We start from the raw sequence: 20,357 nt of genomic DNA, 5'->3' as shown, positions 1-20,357 counted from the left end.
GACAAGTCCGAAATCTGTCTAACCTTTATAATGGTTAGAAACTCTGAAATCGTGACCATCTCGCGTGCGGGCGTCTTGCGCGGAATGACGCGGCTGCTGCCGATTTGCCTGTTTGTCGTTCCGTTCGGCATCGCCTTTGGCATTGCGGCAACAGAAGGCGGCATCGGACCGATACAAGCCACAGCGATGAGTGCCTTTGTGTTCACTGCGACGGCGCAGTTTGCCGCGCTGGATTTTCTCCAGGAGCCGGTCGCCTTCTTTTCCCTCGGCCTTGTTGCACTTGCGCTGAGTGGCCGGCATCTGATCATGGGAGCGGCTCTCGCCCAATGGATCAACCGGCTTCCCGCAGGCAAGCGGTTTGTGGTGCTGATGTTTCTCAGCGACGCAAACTTTGCTGATACGCAAATGCTCCTGCAACGCGGTGAAACAGATCTGGGTCCGCTTTTGGGGGGTGGTCTGATGCTGTGGATCACATGGGTCGGCAGCACGGCTGCCGGGGCGTTCGGGGGAAACCTGCTCGGCAACACGGAGGCCCTCGGGTTCGGCGTCGTGATGCTCTGTTTCTTTGCGGCAACGGCCTTTGGGATGGTGCGCTCAACGCCATCCCTCTTGCTCCCTGTTATCGTCGCAGTCGTCACCTCGGCGATTACGCTGCCCTATCTCCCGAATGGCTGGAACATCATTCTGGCTGCACTCCTTGGCGGCGGCGTCGCCGCCCTGCGTCATGCTGAGTGATTGGTCCTACATCCTGGCCGTCGCGCTTCTTGGACTGGTTGCGCTGGGGACGCGGCTGTCCGGCGCCGTACTCATGGCCTGGGTGACGCCAACACCGCGCGTCGAGAAGTTTCTTCAGGGAATGTCGGTTTCCGTCATCGCCGCCCTGGTTGCGTCGTCACTTGTTGCCGCGGACTTGAAGACAATTGTTGCAACCGGCAGCGCGATTGTCGTTGCCGCAGGTTCGCGGAGTGTGATCTGGGCGATGGTTGCCGGGATCATCGTGGCGGCTGCCTATCCGCAATTCATTTAGTTTGATGGCATTACCGCCTGATCGCGGCGCAGCGCGAGAAACGGGCGGACAACGTCCCGGCAATCCTTAATCCGCGGACTGCTTCCGAAGGGCCCGGGTCGCGGCCTGCAGTGCGACCAGCATCCTGTCCCGCTCCTCGGACAGCTCCTGCGGGCTTCGTCCACGCGCCTGCTCGTTCATGCCGGCAACCAGCTTTTCGATCACGGTATCGTCCAGGCGCGGGTCGCCGAGGCCATCCCACCAGCCGTTGAAGGTGTCTCTGAAATGATCGCAGAAGGCCTGAAGGCCGCCATCGCCTGCCCCGAGATGAAACAGCGTTGTCGGTCCCATCGCGGCCCATCGCAGACCCGGTCCAGCCCACATCGCCTTGTCGATATCCTCCACGCTGGCAACGCCTTCGACCGCCATGAAAACAGCCTCGCGCCAGACGGCGGCCTGCAGGCGATTGGCGACATGACCCGGCATGCCTTTCCTGATGCGGATCGTGACCTTGCCGATTGTCTCGTAGAAGGCCTCCGTCGCATCCAGTGCCGCAGGGTCGGTCTTCTCGTTGGCCGTCAATTCGACAAGCGGGATGAGATGCGGCGGATTGAACGGGTGACCGAGAACGAAGTTCGCCGGGTTCTGCCATCCTTCCTGCAAGGCTTCCAGTGTCAGGCCGGATGTGGAACTCGACACAATCGCGGTTTTTGACAGCACCGGTTCGATTTCGCTGTAGATCGCATGTTTGATCGGCAACCGTTCGGGAACATTCTCCTGAACGAAGTCCGCGTCTGCTGACGCGTCCGCAGCGGTTTTTGCAAACGAAACCTCTCCCGGCGCTGTGCTTCCCGCGAGGCCGAGCGCCTCGAGCGACGGCCATGCGGTTTCGATGTAGCTTTTCACCTTGCTCTCTGCATCCGGAGCCGTGTCATAGACGGTGACATCGCGTCCGGAGGCGAGGAACAAGGCGGTCCAGCTCGCGCCGATGACACCGCCACCCAGGACCGAAATTTTTGAAATCTGGCTCATCAGAACAGTCCCGGATTGAGCGGCGAGGCGGCGGTCATGCCACCGTCAAGGGTGAAAAGTTGACCCGTGGCGAAGCCGGCCTCGTTCGAGGCGAGCCAGACCGCCATGGCGGCAATGTCGCGGGGCTGGCCAAAACGCCGCACTGGGTGCCGCTGAAGTGCATCCGTCTTCGCTCCTGCCGGATCGCCTGCGAGGTCGAAGCCTGCGTCGAGCATTCCTGTCTCGATCCAGCCCGGGCAGATCGCGTTGCAGCGGATCTTCGGGCCGTGATCGACCGCGATGGAGCGCGTCAGCCCATGGACGAAGGCCTTGGACGCGTTGTAGAGCGCCATCGACGGGTCGGCGACATTGCCCGATATCGAACCGATATTGATGACCGATCCACCATCACGCATGAGGGGAATGAAGGCGCGGCAGGTGTTGAACACACCGCGTGCGTTGGTGTTCATCACGTGGTCCCAGTCCGCATCCGTGCTGTCGACAACGGTCTTTTCAACCTGAACACCGGCATTGTTGACCAGAATGTCGAGTGCGCTCAGCGAAGTTGCCGCGGCTGCGACGGCATCCGGGTCTGCAACATCCAGTGTCAGCCAATCGGCCGGATATCCGGCGGGCTTTTCACCCCGGCCGCAGGCGGTGACATGTGCGCCTTCTTCAAGAAAGGCGTCGACAATGCCCTTGCCGATGCCCTGCCGGCCACCTGTGACAAGGGCTTTCTTTCCGGCCAGACGCATCAGTGCGCGACCATGACGTGGCGGATCGACGTATAGGCGTCGAGGGCATAGACGGACATGTCGCAGCCAGTGCCTGAGCCTTTCATCGCGGCCCAGGGCATTTCCGGCGTCGCCATGCCGTGGGTGTTCACCCAGGTGAAGCCGTAGCGCAATCTGGAAGTCATGCGCATGGCAAGGCCAACATCGCGGGTCCAGACGGAAGACGCCAGACCATAAGATCCCGCGTTGGCGATCTTCAAGGCTGCCTCGGCATCGGTAAACCGCGACACCGTCACGACCGGACCAAAGACCTCGTCACAGGCGATTTCCGACGCATTGTCGACATTGGCAACGACCGTCGGGTCGAAAAAGTAACCCGGCCCGCTGCCCTCGTTGCCACCCATTACGATCTCGGCGCTTGATCCGGCGCGTTCAACGAAACCGGCGACCCTGTCTCTCTGTGCCGCCGACACGAGCGGACCCATCTCGGTTCCCTCATCCTTGGGTGCACCGGTCCTGATCTGGCCGACCTGATCGGCGATGGCGGCGACAAGGCGGTCATAAGCCTTGTCGGCGACCAATACGCGGCAGGGCTGGGCACAGTCCTGACCGGCGTTGAAATAACTGCCATAGCGGATCGTCTCGGCGACCGCGTCCAGATCCGCGTCGTCGAAAACGATCACCGGGGCCTTGCCGCCGAGTTCCAGGTGGACGTGCCGTATCTGACTGGAGGCCGCCCGCATGGCGGCCATGCCCGTTGCCGGAGATCCGGTGACGCTGATTGCTTCCATCCGGGGGCTGTTCATCAGCGTGCTGCCGACGGTCGGTCCGCGCCCGTGCACGATGTTCACGACGCCTTTTGGGACCACGTCCTGCAGCAATTCGCCGAGCTTCAGGGTTGATAGCGGTGTGAGTTCGGACGGCTTCAGAACCACGGAACAGCCGGCGGCGATCGGGGCTGCCAGCTTCCAGCTGGCCATCATCAGCGGATAGTTCCAGGGGGCAATCGCGGCAACCGGGCCGACCGGATCGCGCCGGATCATGGAGGTGTGCCCGGCGATGTATTCGCCCGCCGCCGAGCCTGTCATTGTCCGGGCCGCGCCTGCAAAAAACCGGAAGACGTCGATTGTCAGAGGCATCTCGTCGTCATGAGCGGACGGCCAGGGCTTGCCGACGTCGAGGCTTTCCAGTTCCGCCAACTCCTGGCTGTTCTGTTCAATCACGTCGGCGATCTGCAGAAGCAGCGCTGACCGCTCTGAAGGAGAGGTCGCCGAAAACGTCTCGAAGGCCTCGGCGGCGCCGTTGACGGCGGCGTCGATCTGGTCCTCGCCCGCTTCCTTCACAACGTCGATGGTCGTTTCACTGGCGGGGTTCAGGACAGGAAGCCCTTCGCCGGTTCCTTTAACCAGCTCGCCATTTATCAACATGCGCGTCTGCATATCCGATCCTCCCTAAAAGCCGACCTTGTCGCCACCCTTGAGCGCCAGCCTTTCACGGGCTTCCGCCGGTGTCGCAAGGGTCAGGCCAAGATTTTCCAAAATGTCGCGAATGCGCGAGACCTGCTGTGCGTTGGAGGTTGCAAGTTCACCCTTGCCGATGAAGAGGCTGTCCTCCAGGCCAACCCTCAAATTTCCGCCGAGCATCGCGCTCTGCGTGGCGAAGGGCATCTGGTGCCGCCCGGCGGCAAGCACCGACCATTCATAGTTTTCCGGTCCGAAGAGTTCGTCCGCTTTCTTGTGCAGATGCAACAGGTTGTCCGCATCGGCACCCATTCCCCCGAGGATGCCGAAGACCAGCTGAATGAAGAATGGCGGCCTGATCAGTCCCTGATCGACAAACCATTTGACGTTGTAGAGGTGGCCGAGGTCATAGCACTCGAACTCGAACTTGGTTCCGTGGTCACCACCCAGCTTCTCGATCGCGTAGCGGATCGTGCGGAACGTGTTGGGGAAAATGAAGTCCTCGGTCATTTCCAGAAACGGGCGTTCCCAGTCATGCTGGAACTCGGTGTATTTCTGCAGCATCGGGAAAATGCCGAAATTCATCGATCCCATGTTGAGGGACGCCATCTCCGGGCTGGCCGTCGTTGCCGCCAGAAGACGTTCATCCATCGTCATGCCAAGACCGCCGCCGGTCGAGACATTGATGACCGCGTCGGTCGACTGTTTGATCACCGGAAGAAACTGGTTGAACGTTTCCGGTCTTGGATCGGGCTTGCCGGTCTCGGGATCGCGTGCATGCAGGTGGATGATGGAGGCGCCGGCCTCGGCCGCCTCGATGCTCGCGGTTGCGATTTCTGCCGGTGTGACAGGCAGGTGAGGCGACATGGACGGGGTATGAATGCCGCCTGTCGGTGCACAGGTAATGATAACGGATCTGGGCATCAGAGCCTCATCTGCTGAACTTGGGCGGACAGACCGCCATCGAGAACCCAGAGCTGCCCGGAGGCATACCGCGCCTCGTCCGAGGCCAGCCAGTTGACCAGGTTGGCGATGTCCGCAGGCGTTCCGTAGGTGCGCATCGGGTGTACGTCCCGGACGGCCTGCTGCAAGGTCTCGATGTTGCCGCCATCGCCGCCCGAGCCGTCTCCGTTGAAGAAGCTCTGCAGCATGGGCGTGTCGATGTAGCCGGGGCAGATCGCGTTGACGCGGATGCCTTCCGGCCCGTGATCGCAGGCCATCGCGCGGGTGAGCGCATGGACGGCGCCCTTGGTGGCGCAATAGGCGGCAAGGCCGGGGTCGGCGATGAAGCCGTCATATGAGCCGAAATTGATCAAGCTGGCGCTCGATCCCGATTGCGCTGCCTGGCGCAGAAGCGGAAGCGCATATTTCGATGTCAGGAAGGTGCCGGTCACGTTGACCGCAAAGGACCGGTTCCACTCCTCAAGCGACGTCTCTTCAATCGTCTTTTCGATCTCGATACCGGCGGCGTTCACAAGGATATCGAGCTTGCCGTCCTCGTCTCCGATTTGCTTCATGGCAGCAACTGCGTCGGGTTCGCTGGTGACATCCAGTTTGAGAAACCGGCTGCCGTCGTCTTGCGGCGTGTGCAGTGAGCCTTCGGGGCTGAGGTCGGCCGCATAGACCTTTGCCCCTTCCTTCAGGAAACGGGCGACGATGGCTCGGCCGATACCGCCCCTTGCGCCCGTCACGAGGGCGTTCTTGCCTTCAAGCATCATTCTTCGTGTTCCTTCAACGGCGGATAGCGGTAGCGATTGGCGGCAACGGTCCAGTCCATGTGGTTTCGGACATATTGCTGACTGGCGTCGGAAGGCGGATTGTAGTCCCACGTTTCGCCCGCGCCTGCTTCCATGGCGGCGTGCAGTGCGCGACGGGACTTCTGGGTCGCCATGACCTTGCGGCGCAGCTCCGCTCCGTCCCAGCGCCGGGCAACGTCTTCGGCAAAACGGGCAGCGATGTCGCGAAATTGCGGTTCGCTTGCCAGGTTTGTTCTTTCGCCGGGGTCACGTTCCAGATCGTAGAGCTGCGGCGGATCGCTGTCGCAGTGAATGTATTTCATGGAACCGCGCCGGATCATGAGCACCGGGTGGGCCGTCATTTCGGCGCAGTATTCGCCGATCGCCTCGTCGACGGGATCGTGTTCACCCCGCGCAAGAGGCAACAGGCTGCGGCCATCGATCGGTTCTCCCAGCATGTCCTCCCGGCCGCCCGCAATCTCCAGGAAGGTCGGCAGCAGGTCGACGAGCGAACACGCGTTTGAGGCATGGCCTCTGGCAATGCCGGGTCCGGCCATGACCAGGGGTACCCGGGCGGAATGCTCAAAGAAATTCATCTTGTACCAGAGACCGCGCTCGCCGAGCATGTCGCCGTGATCCGCCGTCACGATCACCACCGTGTTGTCCAGTTCGTCGATCTCTTCGAGGGTGCTGACGATCTCACCGATCTTGCTGTCGAAGTAGCTCACATTTGCAAAATAGGCGTGGCGCGCCCTGCGGACGTCCTCGTCACTCAAGGGAACATAAGACGCTTCGATCCCGTCCATGAGCCTGCGTGAGAAAGGATCCTGATCTTCCAGGGGCGGGATATCGGCGGGAAGCGGAATATCCGTATCCTCGTAGAGGTTCCACCATTCCGGACGGGCGACATAGGGATCGTGGGGATGTATGAAGCTCGCCACCAGCGCGAAAGGCGCGTTTGCGCCCGCTGACCTGTCGCGCGCGCGGTCGAACAGCCAGCGGCGGGCCGCAAAACCGACCTCGTCGTCATAGTCGATCTGGAAGGTGGCCTTTGCAACACCGCTTTCCTTGACGGTCTGCATGTTGTGATACCACTTGTCGATCCGCTCATCCGCGGCTTCCCAGTCGGGCGTCCAGGCAAAATCGGACGGGTAGATGTCGGTGGTTACACGGTCCTGAAAACCATGCATCTGGTCCGGTCCGACAAAATGCATCTTGCCGGACAGGCAGGTCCGGTAGCCGAGTGCCTTCAGATAGTGCGCGAAGGTCGGGATGGAGGCCTTGAACTCCGAAGCGTTGTCATAGGCGGCGATACGGCTGATGAGCTGGCCGGACATGAAGGCAAAGCGCGAGGGTGCGCAAAGCGGTGAATTGCAATAGGCCGCGTCAAAGCGCATGCCGCGCGCGGCGAGTGCATCAAGATGCGGCGTTTTTGCCAGCCGATGCCCGTAGGCGCCGGTAAAGTGCGGCGCCAGCTGGTCCGCCATTACCACGACGATGTTGGGCGGCGTCACGCGGCGCCCCTTGCATAAGCGTCCAGCACAAGGCCGTGGAAATGGTGGACCGCGTGTTCCGATTTGCCCGACCCGTCCGGATCGTGAACGATGCGGCCCTGCGTGAAGGCCGGTGTGTTCATGCCGCGCTGGACACTTTCGACAAGCGCGATGTCTTCCACCTGCAGAACTTCATCGAGATAGCGGATCGCGTCACGTTCCATGTCATTCGGCTCGGGCGTTTCCAGGAAGAAGTCATAGGTTTCCAGCGTGCGGTCCGGCCCGATGGGGATTATGTTGAGCACGATCATGCTGGACCTGCCCGGATATCGCATCAGGCATGTGGTCGGCCAGAGCCACCAGACGGCGTGGGTTCTGACGCTGGCATTGGAAACATCATAGGCGCTGTTTGCGGCATTTCCCGCGTCCGCCATGTGGCTGGAATAGATGCCGTGTGTCGTCACCTTGTAGGTGTCCATATCGACCAGATCGCAGAAATCCTTGTGCGCCGTCGGGCAGTGGTAACACTCCAGGAAATTGTCGACGACGTTCTTCCAGTTCGACTTGATGTCGTAGGTGAGGCGATGGCCAAAGGTCAGTTGATCGATATCGGGCGCCCAGTGCCTGATCTCGGTTTCCAGATCGCCGGACTGTTCTGAAAGGGATGCCGCCTGACGGTCCAGGTTAACAAAGACGAAGCCGCAGAATTCCTCGACCCGGACTTCATCAAGGCAGATGTCCGAGGTGTTGAAGTCCTGAAGCGACTCCGTGTGCGGCGCCCGGGCGAGCTGACCGTCCAGGCGGTAAACCCATGCGTGGTAGGGACACATGATGCGCGTGGTGGTGCCTTCGCCGGACAGGAGTTCGTGGGCCCGGTGTTTGCAGACATTATAAAAGGCGCGCAAAACGCCATCCTTTGCGCGCACCACCGCGATCGGATGGCCCGCGATGTCGACGGTTACATAAGATCCCGGTTCGCGCGTCTTCTCGACATGGCACACCCATTGCCATGTCCGGGCAATGATCGCGTTCAAGTCGGATCTGTACCAGTCCGGTTCCACATAAGCTGCTGCTTGCAGCGAGCTGGAGCGCGACGGATCGCGGTCATAGCCGTATGCGATTGCTGTTGTGTCGGACACGCCGTTTCCCTCCCGTACTCTTGCTTCAAGCTTGCCTTCAACGGACAGTCGGCAATAGATATTTCTAGCCGTAAACTTATCCTTTTTCGCCAGTCGGCTGCGACGCCCGATGGGTATGGTCCGCGCCGGGGCGGTTCTACAGATCGTGTTTCCGTCTTGTTTCCGCGGCTTCAGCGCCGATCCAGGACAGAAAGGTCCTCGCCTGGGAATCCAGCGGCGCACCGGCCAGGTGAAGGATGTGATATTCCTCGATCCCGCGCACATCGAAGCCGGGCAGGCACGGCACAAGGCCGTACCGGTCCACCAGATCGTCACTTGCCGGCGGGCGTGCCAATGCGATGCCGCCGCGTGCACCGGCGAGTGCGAGTGCGCTCAGCGTGGTGTCGACATAAGTCACCTGCGCATTGGCCGGAAGGACATCGCTGCCAAAGATCTGTGCCCAGTTGCGCCGGTGATCGGCAACTTCGATCAGCCGGTGTGCGAGGGCATCGTCCAGGGTGCCGATACTTCCGGCAATCTCGGGATGGGCGACCGGTTGGAGCCGTTCGCCAAAAAGTGTTTCCCCGTCTGTTCCTGGCGGCGGCGGGCCGAAGGCAATCCAGAGCGTGGCATTTCGAGGTGGCGTTTCCGGACGTCCGAGAAGGGAATAAAGCTCCAGTGAAACGTCCGGATTAGCCGATGTGAACCTGTGAAGGCGCGGCACGAGCCAACCCACGGAGAGCGCCATGGAAACACCGACCACAAGAGGCGGTGCGCCGGGGGCGGCCAGCGCGGCCGCCGCCATTTCCATCCGTCCAAGCGCGTCGCCGACAACAGACAAAAGATTTCGTCCGGCTTCCGTCAGTTTGACGCCTGCGGCCGCGCGTTCGAACAGCGGCCGGCCCAGATGCGCTTCAAGGGCCCGGATCTGCTGGCTCACGGCCGGAGGCGACATGGCAAGGCTTTCGGCGGCCCTTGCGAAACTGCCCGAACGGGCAGCGGCCTCGAACACCCGCAGCCAGTTCAGCGAAGGAATGCGTTTGGTCATGATCAAGGATAAGCTGAGCTTATCCTGGCGGGCAAGAGATCTGTCTTTTCAACGCCGGCGCAAATTGTAGCTTCAGGTGAAATGGAGGAGATCACGATGCTCGATTTCACACAAAGTCATCTCAGCGAATATCGCCAGAACGGGTTTGTGGCCGGTCTTCCGGTTTTTTCCGCCACCGAAGCCGCGTATCTGCGCCGGCAGATCGAAGCGCTGGAGGCTGAACATTCAGCGGGTGCCGGGGGGCATGATCTTTCCCAGTTCTTCCGGGTCAACGGACATGTCGTTGTCCCGATGCTTGCCGATGCGGCCCGCACACCCGCCATTCTCGATGCGGTCGAAAGCGTGCTCGGGCCGGATCTGCTGGCCTGGTCGGTGGAACTTTTCATCAAGGAACCGGGGAGCAGGAAAACGGTCTCCTGGCACCAGGACATTACCTATTGGGGCATGGGGGAGACCGATGACGAGGTGACGGCCTGGGTGGCGCTCTCAGATGTTTCCATCGAGGCAGGCTGCATGCGCTTCATTCCAGGCAGCCACAAGGGCCGCATCGCCGATCACGAGGATACGTTTGACAAGGACAATCTTCTGTCCCGCGGACAAGCGATTGCCGGTGTCGACGAGGCCGCTGCCGTGCACGGGCCCTTGCGGCCCGGGGAGATGTCGCTGCACCACGGGCGCTGTTTTCACGCGTCGGGCGCAAACAACAGCACCGACCGCCGGATCGGGCTGGCCATCCGTTATGTGACACCCGCCGTGCGCGATCATGCGCCGGGCCGGGACTGGGCCATGCCGGTCCGCGGTGAAACACCCCGTGGCGGCTGGGACTGCATCGCCGGTCCGCGCGGGCTCTTTCATCCTGCCGACCTTGCGCTTTATGATCGTATCCTCGCAGGTCAGTCCGAGACGCTCGCGGCAGGCGCCGCGCAGACCGTCGGATTGTATGCAAAAGGAGACGCCTCATGAGCCAGACCGTCAGCTTCACTGCAATGAAAGACGGCACGAAGGAAGACTACGAGCTTCTGGAAAAACTGGAAAAACCGTTTCTTGCCCTGACTGCCGACCGCGTGCTGGAGGAGTTGCGCCGGGCGGGGGACGCGACGCTTGAAGGCTACAAGATCACCCGTCTTGAGCACGGGCTTCAGTCGGGCACCCGGGCGCTCCGGGACGGCGCGGATATCGACTGGGTCGTCGGCGCCCTGCTGCACGATGTCGGCGACGGGCTCGCACCTCAAAACCACGACAAGATGTCGGCGGAAGTGATCCGCCCCTTCGTCAGATGGGAAGTCGCCTGGACGGTCGAGCATCACGGAATCTTCCAGACGCTCTATTTCGGTCATCACTACGGCTGGGACAGGAATGCGCGCGACCGCTATCGTGACCATCCCCTGTTCGACACATGCGCGGCCTTTTGCGAACACTGGGACCAGTCCAGTTTCGACCCGGACTACGTGAGCGAACCGATGGAGACCTTCGAGCCGATGGTGCGCGAGGTTTTCTCCCGCAAGGCCTACGACCCTGCCGTGATCCGCGAAAATGAGATTACCGGCCTTCCGGCGCAGCTCGCCCGCGCTTGAGCAGGCGGGAAAAGGACCTGAAACCATGAAGCGGATCTACGACTTCAGCCGGAACCCGGCGAAGCGCAACTACACCGTGGCCGACCTGCGGGCGCTGAAGGGTTCCGGGCGCACTTTGTCGATGGCAAATCCGGCGAACAATGATGAATTGAGGGCCTGTGTCGAGGCAGGCATCGACCTTTTTGTTGTCGGAGCCGACCAGATGGAGGATGTCCGGCGCATCGCGCCGTATCATTTCACCGGTGCCGGATCCAGCTGGGCCCAGTTCGGCTCGGACGATGAAATCGTTGCCCACGCCTACGAGACCATGCGAAGCGGCGCGGACATGTACTACACACTTCGCTCCTTCGATGTGATGGAGAGGATGGCGCGCGACGGGATACCGGTGCAGAGCCACATCGGCCTGATCCCGACTTTCAGCCATCATTGCGGCGGCTTGCGCGCCTGGGGCCGGACGGCGGAAGAGGCGATGAAGATCTTCGAAACGCTCAAGCGCATGGAAGATGCAGGCGTCTTCGCCGTGGAAGCGGAGTGTATCGCGGAAGAAGTTCTGGCGGTGATCAACGATAAGACATCGGTCGTCACCTTTTCACTCGGATCGGGAAAGGCGGGCGATGCCGTCTTTTCCTTTGTTGCCGATATCTGCGGCGAGGCCAGCGAAGAGGAAACGCCGCCGAAGCACGCCTATGCCTTCGGCAATGTCGGGCGTCTTCACAAGCAGATCCACGAGGAACGCGTTGCCGCACTCGGCAAGTTCCACGCCGAAGTCACCGCTCGGAACTTCCCTTACAGCCAGACGAATATCGGCATGCGCGCGGGCGAACATGAAAAGATGCTTGAAGCGCTGGACAAGTGGACACCGACGCATCGGTGAACGAGCCGGGTGATTGACGTTTTACGCGTGAAATTCGTCAGCGCTCGGTGAGTTTCAGTTCGATGCGGCGATTCCTTGCGAGAACCTCGGGCTCCTCGCCTTCTTCCAGAGGCTGGAATTCACCGAACCCGGCGGCGACAAGGCGCTTCGGGTCAACGCCTTTTTCAATGAGATACCGGACAACGGAAATGGCACGCGCCGCCGACAGTTCCCAGTTGTTGCGCAGGCGCCCGGTGCCGGACAGCGGGCGGGCGTCGGTATGCCCGTCGACCCTGAGCACCCAGTTGATCTCATCGGGGATCTGCGCGCTCAGTTCCTGAATGGCATCTGCCAGCTTTTCCAGTTCCTGCTCACCGGCGGGGTTGATGTCTTCGGACCCGGAATCGAACAGAACCTCGGACTGGAATACGAAGCGGTCACCGACCACCGAGATATCGGATCGCTGCGACAGGATTTCGCGCAGCCGCCCGAAGAAGTCCGACCGGTAGCGAGACAGTTCCTGCACGCGCTGGACAAGCGCGGCATTCAGCCGGCGGCCGAGGCTGGCGATCTTGGCCTGGCTGTCCGCTTCCTTGGCTTCGGAGGCCTCAAGGGCTGCATTGGCCGCTGCGATCTGGCGTCTGAGCGCGGCGATCTGCTGATTGAGCAGTTCGACCTGGGCAAGCGCTTCCTGGCTGACCTGGCGTTCGTCGTCCAAGAGGTTTTCCAGTTGCGCTGCGCGCCCGCCGGCGGCATCGGCGGCCCCGGAACTGCTTTCCAGAAGTCCCAGCAAACGGCTCTGTTCCGCTTCCGCATCGGAGAGGTTCGCCTGCAGACCGAGGATCGTGTCTTCCAATTCGCCGGACGCCGCCCGTTCCAGCGCCAGCAGTTCCGTCAGTTCGCTGATCTGGGCATTCAGCCGGTTGAGCACCGTGTCGCGTCCGGAAAGCTGCTGTGACAGGAAGAATTGCGCGATCATGAAAATCGACAGAAGGAAGATGATGACAAGCAGAAGGGTTGCCATCGCATCGACAAAGCCGGGCCAGTAATCCGTTGTCTGGGCGCGGCGACGGGCGCGCAATCCTGCGGCCATCCGACGTTACTCCTTCGCGCGATCGAACGCGGCTGAAATCGAGGTCAGCAGCCCTTCGATACGCTTCTGCTGTTCGCCCTGGGCTTCCGCCCAGTCCCGCATCATCTGCTGTTCGGAGCGGACATGCTTGACCAGGCCCTGGATGCCTTCAGCGAGATTGGCCATGGCCTGGGCGGCGTTCTTGCCGCCACCGTCCTCGACACTTTTCTGAAGCGTCTGGATCGAGGCCTGTATCTGTTCGACGCCGGGCGCGTCGGGCGCATTGAAGAGACCGTCTTCCGGATCGATGTCCGTGACGGTGGACAGCCAGTCCTCAAGCTCGTTGTAGAACCGGTTCTGGGCCTGTCCCGCCTGCAGGTCGAGGAAACCCAGAACGAGAGACCCGGTCAGGCCGAAAAGCGAGGATGAAAACGCGGTGCCCATACCGGAGAGCGGCGCTTCCAGCCCGGCCTTGAGATCCTCGAAGATCACGTTGGCGTCACCCGACCCGACATCGAGAGACTGAATGGTGGCACCAACGGAACTCACGGTCTGAAGCAGGCCCCAGAATGTGCCGAGAAGTCCCAGGAAAACCAGCAGGCCGGTCAGGTATCGGGACATTTCGCGCGATTCCTCAAGGCGCATGCCGATGGAATCGAGAATGGAGCGGGCGGTCGTCGGCGTCAGCGCCATGTCTCCGGCCTTGTTGCCGAGGAGCGCCGCCATCGGCGCCAGCAAAACGGGAGAACGGGTATCGAGCGCCGGGTCACCCATTCTGAAACTGTTCACCCAAGCGATTTCAGGGAACAGCCGGATGACCCTGCCGAACAGCAGCAGGACACCGAACACACCCACCAGCACGATCAGCCCGTTCAGGCCGGGGTTGCTCATGAAGGCGACGGAAATCTGCGGAAACAGGATGAAAGCGATGAAGGCAACGATCACCAGGAAGATGATCATGAAGGTCAGATATGCCCTCGGGCTGGACAGACTGTACGGATCAAATTCACGGGCCATATTGTGCAATCAATCGCCTGTTTCAAAGGTAACTAATTGATAGCGTGATTTTTAACGCCTTGGAAACCTCTTATCGCGGTGGAAGGGTAATAATGTCTGGAAAGCTTGGAATCGCACGCATCCGCCAGGGTGCCGTCCCTCTCGGCCGGGTCTTCCACGCGGGCACGAATCGCCGCTCGGGACTGACCACTTCAGGACAGGCTCAATTGGAACAGCCATTCTGGAAGCCCAGGTCGCAATGGGCCTTGAGCCGTTCCGTGTCCGCGTCCGTCCAGTCCTTTGGAGCTGTTACCTGAACCCAGGGCTCGATGTAATCCTGAGCGTAGTATGCGTGGCCGTGTCCGGGCGGTGCGCCGAAAGCCAGTGCCATGTCGAGCGCGAGCTGAAACTGGGTGACGACCGGTATGAAGGTCAGGTGCTCCGATGCATCGGGAGCCGGCGGGTCGTTCATCCACGGCGGTGCGCGCCAAAGGGAAAAGGGGTCGTAGAAAACAATCGGATCGCTGGAATACTGCAGGAAGACGATGCGCATGCCGCCCCAGTCAGCAGGGGCCTCCGACGCGTCGGCATAATGCGAAGCGTAGCGGACAAGCGAACCGTCATTGATTGTGGGCAAGACCCAGGGAGTTCCGGGGTTGCGCGCATTTTGAACGTAGTTCCAGAGATCGGATGGAAACGGCGGGCCTGCCCAGAATGCACCGTCAATCGGATCACCGACCATGCGGAACAGGTTGGTTCCATACATTGACGACCAGGCCCCGAGGCTGAGGCCGTGCGCATACAGTTTTGGTCGGCTGTCCTTCGGCAGGGTTTTCCAGTGATCGTGAACCACCTCCAGAAGCGCTGTCGCCTGATCGAGGCCGGTGCGCGTTTCCAGGATCAGGGCAAGCGGGGATTGCAGGTAGGAATACTGGGCGCTGACCGTCGCGATGTTGCCGTTGTGCATGTATTCGAGCGGGTCATGGGAACCGGGGTCCATCCAGCCGGTTCCGGTCGGGCTGGTGACGATGAGGACCTCGCGGTCAAAGGCGTTCAGCCGCTTGAGTTCTTCCAGCGCCAGCTTGGCCCGTTCTTCGGGCGTCTCTGCGTTGGCCCGGCCAACATAGACACGGATCGGGTCCAGGGCCGGTTTGCCGGTAAAGGCGGAAATTGCCTCCCTGTCAGGCCCGGACTGCACGAAATCGCGTCCGGGCTTTCCCATTGCTGCCCAGTCTATCAGGGAGGCGGAAGATCCCGACTTTCGCGGATCATCCGGTGGCGGCGGGGCGGCATCGAAGAGCTGTTGCGCCGTTTCGTAGCTTTCGTCGAGCCCTGTTACGACGCGATCGAGAATGCCGTCGCGCGTCACCACGAACAGGATCAGGATCACCGCCACGACACCGAGAACATTGGCTCTGCGCGCCGGCATGAAGCGATAGAAACGCGATCGGATCCAGCGGAACAGGGCCACAACCAGGGCTCCGATCAGGTATGCCACGATGAATGTGAGCGTGGCGCTGACCAGAATGGTTACAAGGTGCTGGGCTTGCGCCGGTTCGAGACCCATCTTGACGCGAAGTTCATTTTGCCATTTCAGACTGGATGTTGCGGTCCATAGGATGAACAGAAGCGTGGCCGCTGCCAGCACAAGATTGGCGGTCAGGGCGGCCTTGCCGCGAAGACGCGGCAGGTCCGCAGCCTGCCAGGTCAGGTCGACGATCCTGCCCAGCAGATAACCGAGCGCGATCACGATACCGCCGAGTATGCCCTGAACCAGCGGACCGCGCGGTATCAGGGACGGGGTAAGAGAAGCCGCAAAGAACAGAAGCCCGAGCATGAGACAGGGGACCGACAATCCCGTCACCAGTGAGCGAACCCAACCCATCACGCGCTTCCCCGCTCTTTTTTCTGTACCCGGAGTCTACGACCCAAAGACAACCGCCGTTCCGGTGACCCTCTCGCAGCTGCGGCCAAGACATAACTCGGGAAAGCTTAGCGTAAGCCGCCTGAAAGTTAAGACAAATCTCGCCTGCACAGACAGGAAAGAGGTGTCCTCGTACCGCGTTGTTCCCGGCTTCAGGATAAAAGCGGAACGGGACCGGGGTGCTTGGGCGGGCGATGTCTCATGAAGCGCTCCAAGCCTCGGAAATTATGACAATTGTTAGGATTTATTTTCATCCCGTTTTAATTGAAATGCGCCAAAAGACACTCTGCTGATTTTGTTTGACGGGATGTCCAGTTTTGCCCGCGACCGACAAGACCTATCGATATGCGGCGTCGTCCGGGGTTCACGCAAATGCCGGCAGAACCCGGTTGACCCTTGCGACTGACAGGGGTGTGTCTCCATCGAACTCCGGACATTTCCTGAGCGCCCGGGCGCTCTATCCCGACATCACTGCAAAGGGGTTGCGCGCGGTCTCCGAGACGGTGGCCGCACGCTATTACATTCCGCCGGGGATGCTCGCGAAGATCCTGCGCGAGGCTGATCCGGTGGTAACTGTCAGCCCCGGTGCGGTGCGCTTCGAGGGATTTTCCGCGTGTTGCAGCGCCTATGCCAGGATGGATCTGACGCCGGATGCACTGGAAGTCAGCCATTCCCGGAACGGTACTACGAATGTCGACTTCGGAGCGGAGCTTCGCGGCGCGCTGGCGAATGTCGGTCGCGATACGGATTTCGACATAACTGTTTCGCAAGATGCCGTCGGCATCACGCGCGACGACACAACCGTTGTTGAACGCAAGGTGCCGCTGCCGCTGCGCTGGATCAGGGGATTTGCCGAGTTACAGGTTGCCCAGGCGCAAATGCAGCCGGCCTTCCATCTGTCCAGGATCGCCGCGCAGCGTTTCCTGCGGACGTTGCCCCGGAGCAAGGACGACAGCGCCCGATGGGTGAGCGTGCGCGGCGGCATTGCCGCCGTGTCCTCGCGCCCGGCGGACGGGGCTGTCCTGCTGCGCGGTGCTCACCGGTTGCGCCTCCTGGAAGCCATGGTCAGCCGTTCCGGCGGAATGGATGTTTTCAGCGCAGAGGCAACCGGAGCCAGCGCGTGGTCGCTTGATTTCGGCAGTCAGCGCTTCTGGCTGGTTTTGAACGCGGAGCCCTGGCGCGGGTTTTCAGGTGATGGCGGCACCCTGTCCGCGATGGTGTCATCCTCGAGCGATGCGGTCGCGGCGATCCGGGCCCAGCTCAACTGGCAGGACCGTATCGACGTCCCGGCACTTTCATCGGCAACAGGTCTTGAAACGCACATTGTCGAAGATGCTCTGGCGGAGCTCGCAGCCAGAGGCCTCGTCGGGTTCGATCTCGGCCGGATGGGTTATTTCCACCGCGTTCTTCCCTTTGATCTTGCGCCGCTGGACGATCTCAATCCAAGGCTGAAGGCAGCCCGGGACCTTTGCGAAGCGAATGCTGTGACGATGACACCCTTCGGAGCAGAGGTCGCAAGCAAAGACGTCGTTCACAAGGTTGACCGGGACGCGCAGGGCTGGCGCTGCACTTGTCCGTGGTTTTCGAAACACGGACGTCAAAGAGGACCCTGCAAGCACGTGCTGGCGGTTGAAATGCAACTTGAGAGGTTGGCGTGAGCGAAGAAAAACTGATCTCGATTGTCACGAAGCAGAAGGCGCGCAGCGCGCTTGAAAGCCTCGCCGCGATCCCGCATGCCGACCGGCGTCCCCATGCGAAAGCTGTCGCGAAGCTCTATTCGGACCATGTGCTGTTCGGATTCGAGCAGCGCGGGGACAAAGCCACAAAACCGCGTGACCGCGATGCCGTCATTGTTGGGCTCTATGCAACGGCAACCCTTTCGGAGCTCAAGAAACTCGGTTTCGTTCCAATGCCTGCCTCTGTTCCGATCCAGGATGTCTTCAGGGGCCTTGAGCTGGATTTCGCGCAGGGTCTTGTCGACCACCTTGTTGAGCAAAATCCGCATGCCATCGGCAACGCCGCTCCACTCTGGCAGGACGGCCTCGCAGTGAGGCCGGAAAGCGATGGCATTATTCTCGGTTACTACGGGATCTGGCACGAACGCTGGGGCGTCGACGAAGAGGTCCTGCTTTCCAAAGATGTGTGGCGGTTTTTCGAAGTCGAGGGCGGCGGTGAGTTCAGTCTCGCCAATCATGACAAGTTCGCGAAACAGGGTACGCCCACCTGGTCCGACCGGCTGATCGGCTATGCAGAGGCGGGCAAGCTCGACCGTCAGAGGCTTCTCGACGCGTCGCTCGATGCCCTTGAACGGGACTTCGGCCAGTATCGTGCCGGCTGGTACTCCCGCTTCCACACCGCACTGGCGCCGACGAAGGAGGAAATTGCCGCGCGTGCCGACCGTTATCTCGGCCTTCTGTCATCCTCCGTTCCACCCACGGTGTCTTTTGCGCTGAAATTCGTTCAGGCCGCCGACAAGTCTTCCCCGCTGGAACCGGCCAAATTGCTCACAAGTCTTGAACCTGCCCTTCAGGCGCGTTCGAAGGGGTCGGTTCTTGCCGCACTGAAACTGGTTGACCGGGCGTGCACGCGCGACCAGAAGACCCGCTCCGAGGCTCTGAAGGCCGTTACCCAGGCGCTTGTGTCCGAAGATGCGGGCGTTCAAAAAACGGCGCTGGATCTCATCGAGAGGCTGAGCGATGGCAATGAAAGCAGCGTGCAGCCGTTTCTTGCCGATTACGCCGATCTTGTCGTGCCATCCCTGCGCAACCGGATTGCCGGCATGGCCGGCGGGACGGCTCAGCCCGGCGCCCACGCGGCCGCTGTTCCCGCCGAGCCGTTGCAGGCGGTGGTGATATCACCGGTTGAAAACGCCGACGAAGCGCTGTCCCTGTTCCTTTCCGTGCTTGAAACGCCCCGTGACCCGTTTGACGTTGAGCGTGCGGCTGACGGTATTTCGCGGTTCGGAGCTGAATTGCGCGGAAACGGCACACTCCTTTCGCCGCTGAAAAAACGCGCCGGACAGCTCTGGGCAAGACCGGGCGGTGTTGGTGTGCGGGCCGTGCTCGCGCTGACCGGGCGCGGGCTTTGCGAAGGCCAGCCGCTCGCTGCCCTTGCAAGGGAAGAGGACGGGCGTGAAAGCGCGTCTCTTGTTGATGAGACCGGACTTCAATCGCTGCATCTTGCGCGGAACGGCGAAATGCTCGACCGGGTTCTGGCCGGTGAATCGCTCCCGCTGCTTTCCCTGCCGGGCGACACTTCCGGTGCGATCAAGGCAGCAGATCTGCTTGACCGGCTGCAGCGCTATGCGGCCGCAGGCGCCTCGCCCGGGACGGCCGACCTATCCCTCGCGCTCATGCGGCTCAATGCAGATACACCGGGCAGTCCCGCTGGTCTTTCCATGGCTTCAGAGCCAGAGCGCGCCTTCGCCTATGCAATTGGTCAAGATGTCGATATCGGGCCAACGCCCGAGTTATGGGCGGCGGCGTGGTGCGCGCGCAGGCCGGTTCGTGAAGACAGCCGCGTTGCCGGGCTTTTTGGAAAAACCTATCCGGAATGCGGCGTGCCGGCGAAGATGACACTCGATGTTGTGCGCAAGGACAGCAAGTGCGGGGCGTATTTCTGGGTCGACGTGACCGTGCCGATCGCGCCGGAGGTTGAAGGCGAAGGAGGCGGTCTGCGATCGGTCTTTTCCCGCAAGGAAAGCAAAACGCCCATCATGCTTCGCCGATGCGGCAACTCGTTTGCCGATGTTGCCTGGGCGTCGCTCGCACGGCCAGGCGCACCGGATCTCCTTTTCCGGCAGGCGCTCCTCCACCAGGACGTCTGGCAGAAGCTTACGGACAACCACACGCGGGCCTATCTTGAACCGTTTTTTCGGCCGGGCCCGGACGTCGGTCCATTGAGGGCAGGGGTGCTGGCTTACTACATGGCGGTCGAAGACAAGTCGGTGACGTCGCTTGCAGCCGAAGCGGCAACGGAAACCCTTAACAACGGACGTCTCGCCATCGGCGACTTCGCTGACGCAATCAAGGTTTTCCTGCTCTCGGGAGCCTTGCCGACGACCCGATGGACGAGGGGGTTCGCTGCCATGGCCGAGGCAGGTGCGGCGCGTCATGTCCGCGAGACGATCGGTTCGATCCTTGACTTTGCGCCGGAAGAATGTCCGCGCGATCTCGGGGGCATGCTGGAACTCTATTACGAGCTTCATGTCGATGCGGGCACCGCGCCCGAACGGCCGGAAACGCTAAGCTGTCTTGCGTCCTTGTCCGGTGGCGGCAAGACCGCAAAGTTCTCGAAGAAACTGCTGACGCTTGCAAAAGAGGCGGCATGACC

The 20,357-nt window shown here is 61.3% G+C and carries 18 protein-coding genes; 7 read left to right on the top strand and 11 right to left on the bottom strand.

Annotated features, from left to right (window positions below; all coding sequences use genetic code 11):
* Positions 1 to 51 precede the first annotated feature (51 nt).
* Positions 52 to 735: an AzlC family ABC transporter permease gene (locus tag RBB49_RS18120; RefSeq protein ID WP_306144274.1), complete on the top strand. Its 684-nt coding sequence runs from the start codon at positions 52 to 54 to the stop codon at positions 733 to 735.
* On the top strand, positions 725 to 1,027 hold the full coding sequence (locus tag RBB49_RS18115; RefSeq protein WP_306144273.1) for an AzlD domain-containing protein: 303 nt from the start codon (positions 725 to 727) through the stop codon (positions 1,025 to 1,027). The genes RBB49_RS18120 and RBB49_RS18115 overlap by 11 nt, the downstream gene beginning before the upstream one ends.
* 66 nt (positions 1,028 to 1,093) lie before the next feature.
* Here RBB49_RS18115 and RBB49_RS18110 read toward each other — a convergent pair whose 3' ends face one another.
* From RBB49_RS18110 to RBB49_RS18075, 8 genes are all read right to left on the bottom strand, one after another.
* The gene (locus RBB49_RS18110; protein WP_306144272.1) at positions 1,094 to 2,038 is read right to left on the bottom strand and encodes a 3-hydroxyacyl-CoA dehydrogenase NAD-binding domain-containing protein; all 945 of its coding nucleotides are present in this window, start codon (positions 2,036 to 2,038) and stop codon (positions 1,094 to 1,096) included.
* Positions 2,038 to 2,772, bottom strand: coding sequence for an SDR family NAD(P)-dependent oxidoreductase (locus RBB49_RS18105; RefSeq protein WP_306144271.1), 735 nt, complete (start codon positions 2,770 to 2,772; stop codon positions 2,038 to 2,040). The genes RBB49_RS18110 and RBB49_RS18105 overlap by 1 nt, the downstream gene beginning before the upstream one ends.
* Positions 2,772 to 4,190: an aminobutyraldehyde dehydrogenase gene (locus RBB49_RS18100; RefSeq protein WP_306144270.1), complete on the bottom strand. Its 1,419-nt coding sequence runs from the start codon at positions 4,188 to 4,190 to the stop codon at positions 2,772 to 2,774. Before RBB49_RS18100 ends, RBB49_RS18105 begins: the two co-directional genes overlap by 1 nt.
* 12 nt (positions 4,191 to 4,202) lie before the next feature.
* Positions 4,203 to 5,138: a 3-keto-5-aminohexanoate cleavage protein gene (locus RBB49_RS18095; RefSeq protein WP_306144341.1), complete on the bottom strand. Its 936-nt coding sequence runs from the start codon at positions 5,136 to 5,138 to the stop codon at positions 4,203 to 4,205.
* Positions 5,135 to 5,929: an SDR family NAD(P)-dependent oxidoreductase gene (locus tag RBB49_RS18090; RefSeq protein WP_306144268.1), complete on the bottom strand. Its 795-nt coding sequence runs from the start codon at positions 5,927 to 5,929 to the stop codon at positions 5,135 to 5,137. Before RBB49_RS18090 ends, RBB49_RS18095 begins: the two co-directional genes overlap by 4 nt.
* Positions 5,926 to 7,461: a choline-sulfatase gene (gene betC / locus RBB49_RS18085; RefSeq protein WP_306144267.1), complete on the bottom strand. Its 1,536-nt coding sequence runs from the start codon at positions 7,459 to 7,461 to the stop codon at positions 5,926 to 5,928. The genes RBB49_RS18090 and betC overlap by 4 nt, the downstream gene beginning before the upstream one ends.
* Positions 7,458 to 8,579 carry a ring-hydroxylating oxygenase subunit alpha gene (locus RBB49_RS18080; protein WP_306144266.1) on the bottom strand — a complete coding sequence of 374 codons (1,122 nt, stop codon included), beginning with the start codon at positions 8,577 to 8,579 and terminating at the stop codon, positions 7,458 to 7,460. The genes betC and RBB49_RS18080 overlap by 4 nt, the downstream gene beginning before the upstream one ends.
* A gap of 136 nt (positions 8,580 to 8,715) precedes the next feature.
* Positions 8,716 to 9,606 (bottom strand): LysR family transcriptional regulator, encoded by an 891-nt coding sequence (locus tag RBB49_RS18075; protein WP_306144265.1) that lies wholly within the window; start codon positions 9,604 to 9,606, stop codon positions 8,716 to 8,718.
* A gap of 96 nt (positions 9,607 to 9,702) precedes the next feature.
* Between RBB49_RS18075 and RBB49_RS18070 the strand changes: the two genes are divergently transcribed.
* The 3 genes from RBB49_RS18070 to RBB49_RS18060 are packed head-to-tail and all read left to right on the top strand — an operon-like array spanning position 9,703 to position 12,054.
* Positions 9,703 to 10,569 carry a phytanoyl-CoA dioxygenase family protein gene (locus tag RBB49_RS18070; protein WP_306144264.1) on the top strand — a complete coding sequence of 289 codons (867 nt, stop codon included), beginning with the start codon at positions 9,703 to 9,705 and terminating at the stop codon, positions 10,567 to 10,569.
* Positions 10,566 to 11,180, top strand: a complete 615-nt coding sequence (locus RBB49_RS18065) for an HD domain-containing protein (protein ID WP_306144263.1) — start codon at positions 10,566 to 10,568, stop codon at positions 11,178 to 11,180. Before RBB49_RS18070 ends, RBB49_RS18065 begins: the two co-directional genes overlap by 4 nt.
* A 25-nt stretch (positions 11,181 to 11,205) precedes the next feature.
* Positions 11,206 to 12,054, top strand: coding sequence for a 3-methyl-2-oxobutanoate hydroxymethyltransferase (locus RBB49_RS18060; protein WP_306144262.1), 849 nt, complete (start codon positions 11,206 to 11,208; stop codon positions 12,052 to 12,054).
* 37 nt (positions 12,055 to 12,091) lie between these two features.
* Here the strand turns inward: RBB49_RS18060 and RBB49_RS18055 are convergent, their stop codons facing one another.
* From RBB49_RS18055 to RBB49_RS18045, 3 genes are all read right to left on the bottom strand, one after another.
* A complete protein-coding gene (locus RBB49_RS18055) occupies positions 12,092 to 13,126 on the bottom strand; it encodes a peptidoglycan -binding protein (RefSeq protein WP_306144261.1) in 1,035 nt (344 codons plus the stop codon).
* A gap of 6 nt (positions 13,127 to 13,132) precedes the next feature.
* On the bottom strand, positions 13,133 to 14,122 hold the full coding sequence (locus tag RBB49_RS18050; protein ID WP_306144260.1) for a flagellar motor protein MotA: 990 nt from the start codon (positions 14,120 to 14,122) through the stop codon (positions 13,133 to 13,135).
* 202 nt (positions 14,123 to 14,324) lie between these two features.
* Positions 14,325 to 15,986: an alpha/beta-hydrolase family protein gene (locus tag RBB49_RS18045; RefSeq protein ID WP_306144259.1), complete on the bottom strand. Its 1,662-nt coding sequence runs from the start codon at positions 15,984 to 15,986 to the stop codon at positions 14,325 to 14,327.
* Between the two features lie 428 nt (positions 15,987 to 16,414).
* Here RBB49_RS18045 and RBB49_RS18040 point away from each other — a divergent pair, with 428 nt between their 5' ends.
* Complete coding sequence (locus tag RBB49_RS18040) at positions 16,415 to 17,683, top strand: SWIM zinc finger family protein (RefSeq protein WP_306144257.1); 1,269 nt, start codon at positions 16,415 to 16,417, stop codon at positions 17,681 to 17,683.
* Positions 17,680 to 20,355 (top strand): DUF6493 family protein, encoded by a 2,676-nt coding sequence (locus tag RBB49_RS18035; protein WP_306144256.1) that lies wholly within the window; start codon positions 17,680 to 17,682, stop codon positions 20,353 to 20,355. Before RBB49_RS18040 ends, RBB49_RS18035 begins: the two co-directional genes overlap by 4 nt.
* Positions 20,356 to 20,357 lie beyond the last annotated feature (2 nt).

This window comes from Roseibium sp. MMSF_3412, assembly GCF_030733265.1.
In the GTDB taxonomy this organism is placed as follows: Bacteria; Pseudomonadota; Alphaproteobacteria; order Rhizobiales; family Stappiaceae; genus Roseibium.
This window is presented reverse-complemented; position numbering and strand designations above follow the sequence as displayed.

What these genes read in the sequence shown, in the direction of transcription:
- RBB49_RS18060 (WP_306144262.1), top strand. Translation starts at nt 11,206, where the DNA reads ATGAAGCGGATCTACGACTTCAGCCGGAACCCGGCGAAGCGCAACTAC.
- RBB49_RS18115 (WP_306144273.1), top strand. Translation starts at nt 725, where the DNA reads ATGCTGAGTGATTGGTCCTACATCCTGGCCGTCGCGCTTCTTGGACTG.
- RBB49_RS18105 (WP_306144271.1), bottom strand. Translation starts at nt 2,772, where the DNA reads ATGCGTCTGGCCGGAAAGAAAGCCCTTGTCACAGGTGGCCGGCAGGGC.
- RBB49_RS18070 (WP_306144264.1), top strand. Translation starts at nt 9,703, where the DNA reads ATGCTCGATTTCACACAAAGTCATCTCAGCGAATATCGCCAGAACGGG.
- RBB49_RS18110 (WP_306144272.1), bottom strand. Translation starts at nt 2,038, where the DNA reads ATGAGCCAGATTTCAAAAATTTCGGTCCTGGGTGGCGGTGTCATCGGC.
- RBB49_RS18090 (WP_306144268.1), bottom strand. Translation starts at nt 5,929, where the DNA reads ATGATGCTTGAAGGCAAGAACGCCCTCGTGACGGGCGCAAGGGGCGGT.
- RBB49_RS18055 (WP_306144261.1), bottom strand. Translation starts at nt 13,126, where the DNA reads ATGGCCGCAGGATTGCGCGCCCGTCGCCGCGCCCAGACAACGGATTAC.
- RBB49_RS18065 (WP_306144263.1), top strand. Translation starts at nt 10,566, where the DNA reads ATGAGCCAGACCGTCAGCTTCACTGCAATGAAAGACGGCACGAAGGAA.
- RBB49_RS18045 (WP_306144259.1), bottom strand. Translation starts at nt 15,986, where the DNA reads ATGGGTTGGGTTCGCTCACTGGTGACGGGATTGTCGGTCCCCTGTCTC.
- RBB49_RS18050 (WP_306144260.1), bottom strand. Translation starts at nt 14,122, where the DNA reads ATGGCCCGTGAATTTGATCCGTACAGTCTGTCCAGCCCGAGGGCATAT.
- RBB49_RS18100 (WP_306144270.1), bottom strand. Translation starts at nt 4,190, where the DNA reads ATGCAGACGCGCATGTTGATAAATGGCGAGCTGGTTAAAGGAACCGGC.
- RBB49_RS18075 (WP_306144265.1), bottom strand. Translation starts at nt 9,606, where the DNA reads ATGACCAAACGCATTCCTTCGCTGAACTGGCTGCGGGTGTTCGAGGCC.